Source organism: Actinocorallia lasiicapitis, assembly GCF_054778695.1.
In genome coordinates this window covers 1-3,285 of sequence record NZ_BAAGZI010000525.1, presented here as the reverse complement: position 1 = coordinate 3,285, position 3,285 = coordinate 1, and the positions used below count along the sequence as shown (strand labels likewise).

The 3,285-nt window shown below is 72.0% G+C and carries 6 protein-coding genes; 4 read left to right on the top strand and 2 right to left on the bottom strand.

The window, feature by feature from the left end; genetic code table 11:
- Nucleotides 1-268: TetR/AcrR family transcriptional regulator (locus ACYVE7_RS31525; protein ID WP_460369902.1), on the bottom strand; the 268-nt coding region annotated here is incomplete at its 3' end.
- Nucleotides 269-374: 106 nt separating this feature from the next.
- On the opposite strand from ACYVE7_RS31525, the gene ACYVE7_RS31520 reads away from it, so the two are divergent.
- The 3 genes from ACYVE7_RS31520 (at nt 375) to ACYVE7_RS31510 (ending at nt 1,887) form a co-directional block, all read left to right on the top strand.
- Nucleotides 375-764, top strand: coding sequence for a plectin (locus ACYVE7_RS31520; protein ID WP_460369900.1), 390 nt, complete (start codon nt 375-377; stop codon nt 762-764).
- Between the two features lie 160 nt (nt 765-924).
- Complete coding sequence (locus ACYVE7_RS31515) at nt 925-1,581, top strand: maleylpyruvate isomerase N-terminal domain-containing protein (RefSeq protein WP_460369898.1); 657 nt, start codon at nt 925-927, stop codon at nt 1,579-1,581.
- 57 nt (nt 1,582-1,638) lie between these two features.
- Nucleotides 1,639-1,887: a hypothetical protein gene (locus tag ACYVE7_RS31510; protein WP_460369897.1), complete on the top strand. Its 249-nt coding sequence runs from the start codon at nt 1,639-1,641 to the stop codon at nt 1,885-1,887.
- An 18-nt stretch (nt 1,888-1,905) separates the two neighbouring features.
- On the opposite strand, the gene ACYVE7_RS31505 is transcribed toward ACYVE7_RS31510, so the two are convergent.
- A complete protein-coding gene (locus ACYVE7_RS31505) occupies nt 1,906-2,385 on the bottom strand; it encodes an NUDIX domain-containing protein (protein WP_460369895.1) in 480 nt (159 codons plus the stop codon).
- A gap of 117 nt (nt 2,386-2,502) precedes the next feature.
- On the opposite strand from ACYVE7_RS31505, the gene ACYVE7_RS31500 reads away from it, so the two are divergent.
- A partial coding sequence (locus tag ACYVE7_RS31500; protein WP_460369893.1) for a molybdopterin oxidoreductase family protein occupies nt 2,503-3,285 on the top strand: 783 nt, incomplete at its 3' end.

Below are 3,285 nucleotides of genomic sequence, written 5' to 3'. Positions count from 1 at the left end.
GCTCCGCCGCCCAGGTCCGCAGCCGGGCCCGCCAGTCCTCGCCGCCCAGCGGGCGGGTGTCGGCGGGCAGGATCGCGACGTGCGCGACCAGCCCGTCGAGCAGCTCCTCCTTGCCGCGCGGCAGATGGTGGTAGATGGCCATCGCCTCGACCTGGAGGGCGTCGCCGAGCCGGCGCATCGTGAGCCGGCCGAGGCCCTGGCCGTCGACGATGTGCAGTGCGGCTTCGATGATCCGGTCGCGGGTCAGCGGCTCCCTCAGGGTGTTCATGTCCCGACCTTACTAGGTAAAGGTGCCGGGCCGTGCGTCTTTCGGTTCCTTCGGCGTAGGCTGCGGCCAGCCAGTCGAACGTGATCAGTTGAAAGAGGGAACGACCATGGCATTCGGCCGTCGCATCAGCCCCGAGACCGCAGCGGAGCTCGCCGCAGACGAGAAACTGGCGGCGACCTACCCCGACCGGCTCGCGGACGTCGCCGACGCCGACGCCGCCCTCCGCAAGGCGCAGGCCGACGACGCCCCGCACACCGAGCTGCGGGCCCTCGCCGGCGACCTGGACGCCCGGATGACGACCGCGATCGGGGTCGCCGAGGCCGCCGAACGCGTCGCGATGGGACCGAAGACCTACGGTCTGACCAGGGAGTCCGAGATCGCTCGTCGCAAGGCCCGGGCGAAGGCCGCCGTTCGCCCGTACAGTGAGGAGCTGGACCGCCTGCGGACCGCCCGCGAGGCGCACAAGCTGAGTTTCCGTTCCCTCTCCCGGGTCTGACCGGGGCGGGACGTTCGGGTTTCCGGCACGCTGAGTCACCGAGTGGCACAGCGGCCGGACATCTGAGAACCTGGCCTGCGCGATCGCGGAGGGTCACCGCGCGCACCGAGGGGGCTGAGCCAGCGGTACCGGCTCGGCGGGGGATTTTTGGGGGAATCAGTTGGATCGCAGGCCACCGGAACGTCTCCGCGTACTGGAGTCCTACCGGGCCGGGGTCGCGGCCATCCGGCAGTCGGCAGCGCGCTGCCTGGACTGGGAGGCCCCCACCCCTTGCAGCGAGTGGCTGGCCATCGATCTGGCCGGTCATCTGCGCTGTGTGGCCGAGAACTACCTGGAGTACCTCCAGGACGCCCCCGACAGCCGGGTCGCGAAACTGTTCGCGCAGGAGACCGCGACGGCCGTGCTGATCCGCCAGCAGGCCCGGCAGAACGCCGCCGAACTGGCCGTCCTGCCGCCCGAGTCGGGACGTGAGCGGATCATGTCGTTCACGGTCTCGGCGGACGCCTACGTCGATCTGATGCCGGACTCCTGGGACCGCACCCATCTCATCTACCGGGGCACCAAGTTCACCATCGGCGACCACGCCGGGGCCGCGGCGATCGAGTTCCATCTGCACGCCTGGGATCTGGCCCGCGCGATCGGCGAGGACTACCGGCCCGACGACCCCGAGCTGCTGATCAGCGCGTGGGCGTGGGGGGTTCCGCATCTGCCGCTGGGCGCCAACGAGCCGGACCCGTGGATGAAGGTGCTGCGCTCGTCCGGCCGCTCCCAGGACTGGACCAGGGACAAGCCGGTCCGGGCGCGCCGCCGCCGCTGATTGATCGCCGGTCTCGCCGGGTATGCCCGTGATCAGGGCCTTAACCGGGGGGAATCGATGGCCGAGTGTGAAGTCTGCAACAACGACTACGACCTGTCGTTCGAGGTGCACACCCAGGGGGTCGTGCACGTCTTCGACAGTTTCGAGTGCGCGATCACCAAGCTGGCGCCGATCTGCGAGCACTGCTCGTGCCGGGTGATCGGGCACGGCACCGAGGTCGACCGGCACTGGTACTGCTCGGCGCACTGCGCCCGCGTCGCCAACCCGGCCAAGGCCGAGGCGATGCACGACAAGTTGCCCGCCTAGCCGAGGACACCCAGCGCCTCACGGCACGTGCAGATCCGGGAGCAGGCCGTCCTCGAGGTAGAGGGGGCGGTCCGCACCGGTCTCCAGACACGACAGCACCCGGCGGGCCATGTGCGGGGGCAGCAGCTCCGGCAGCTCGGGCGGCGCGGCCAGCCGGAACGCCGACAGCTCGTCGGCGGGCAGTTCGACCCGGGCGACCTCGTCCGCGGTGACGGTGCCGGCGAACAGCCAGACGTTGGTGGCGTCCACCGGGCCGCGCGGCGGCACCCAGTCGTAGCAGGCGATGCCGTCGAGCCGCGGCACGAACCCCAGCTCCTCACGGCATTCGCGGACGCACGCGCCCAGCGGGGACTCCCCGTGCTCGACGACCCCGCCGGGGAGCAGCCAGCCGTCCTTGTAGGTGGGCTTGACCAGCAGGATCCGTCCCGTCGCGTCGGTGAGCAGGGCCGCGGCCGCCCCCCTGGTGCGGGGGAGGGTGGCGAGATACTCGGGGTCCATGCCTTCGACCTTAAAGGGCGGCCCATCTCCGCGGCGCGCGCGTGCTGTGAGGGCCAATTAACAACGCGGTCACAGCCCGAGCGGCCGGGTGAAACCGGTTCCGAACACGATCGAGACATGTCCGAGGCCGCCCGTGTCCACCGGTCGGCGGGGGAAGAGGACGCCGTCCCCGGCCGGGTGATCGTGCCCATGCTCCGCCCTCATCTCGGCGCGCCCCTGGAGCCCGTCTCCTGGGATCGCGCGCTCGACGCCGTCGCCCGGCGGCTGGATCCGCTGCGCGAGACCGTCGCGGTGTTCACCGGGAGCCCGGCGACGCCCGAACTCGACCATCAGCACGCCAGGTTCGCCCGGTCGGTGCTCGGCCGCACCAGCGGGACGGTGTCGGCCGTCGTCCGGGCGTTCGGGCTCGACCGGGGGCTGCCGGGGCCGCTTTCGGACGTCGCGCCGGCCGAGGCCGTCCTGGTGACGGGCGGTGAACCCGCCGGAGAAGTGCGGCGCGGGCTGAGCGGGACGGGCGGCGCGCTGATCGTCGCGGATCCGCGCAGGACCGCGCTGGCGCGCAGCGCCGATCTCCACCTCCAGCTCGTGCCCGACACCGAGGTGGCGCTCGCCAACGGGATGCTGGCGCTGGCCGTCGAGGAAGGCCTGATCGACGAGGAGTACATCGCGTCCCGCACCGACGGGTTCGACCGGGTGCGCGAGACGCTGCGCGGCTACTGGGCCGGCCGGGTCGAGCGGATCACCGGCGTTCCGGAGGGGACGCTGCGGGAGGCGGTCCGGCTGCTCGCCCAGGGCGAGCGGGCGTTCGTCCTGTCGGCCGACGGCCGCGACGAGGAGGTGACCGCCTTCATCAATCTGGCGCTCGCGCTCGGCCTGCCCGGCGTGGCGGGCTCCGGGTTC